The sequence below is a fragment of the Limisphaera ngatamarikiensis genome, assembly GCF_011044775.1.
Classification (GTDB): domain Bacteria; phylum Verrucomicrobiota; class Verrucomicrobiia; order Limisphaerales; family Limisphaeraceae; genus Limisphaera; species Limisphaera ngatamarikiensis.
Window position 1 is genome coordinate 1 of sequence record NZ_JAAKYA010000088.1, and the last position, 741, is coordinate 741.

Annotated in this window: 1 protein-coding gene; it reads right to left on the reverse strand. The window is 57.4% G+C overall.

Features of this window, described 5'->3' with window-relative positions; all coding sequences use genetic code 11:
* Positions 1-248, reverse strand: a 248-nt coding sequence (locus G4L39_RS13405) for a hypothetical protein (protein ID WP_165108935.1), incomplete at its 3' end; no start/stop codon positions are given.
* Positions 249-741: the final 493 nt, after the last annotated feature.

Below are 741 nucleotides of genomic sequence, written 5' to 3' on the forward strand. Positions count from 1 at the left end.
CAGCCGATTGCGCTGGCGCAGGATTCGTCGGAAGCAAGGTCGTTGGCCGCCATCGGAGTGCCCTCATATGCCAGGGCGTCGTCCATGGTGGCGGGAAGACGCTCACGCACCAACGAGGAAACCAGCGCGGTCAACATGGCCGTGGTGTACTCCGCCCCATACTGGCCGTTGGTGGAAGTTGACCTCTGACCCTCGGCGTATGTATAGAATAAGTCGTTGATGTACCATTCGGTCCAGCAGCGGCGCACATAGGTCCAAGAGCCGCCACAGGGCGTCGGAATGTTGGTTCTTTCTTCGCAAAATCTATACTCAGTATCGTTTGGCCAATCACTCCCATGAAGCCACGCGGTACAACCTGGCGGATAGGCGACCCCGTCGATATGAATACAGAAATTTCGACTTTCGCCGTTAGCGTAGTAGGAAACATCGACGTAATATTCAAGGCTGCCACTTGAGTTCCACTCAAACCCCCTAGGATCGCACCCGTCATGCTCAACCGACCGTGTCCGCTGCGTGCCGTCGGGTAACCGGCCGGGATCAATGATCGTCCCACCCGAGCTGGAGGTACCCGCACTTCCGAGTCTGCCATGAGGTGCTCGATTCACTCCGGATGTGTACCACTGGTCAATCAGCGAATTACCAGTCAGATACACGAGGAAAAACTTTGTCGGGCACTCGCCGCACGGGATGCCGATCTTTCCGCGGGTCGCACCTGCGTTGACCACCTGCGGTGTGATCGAG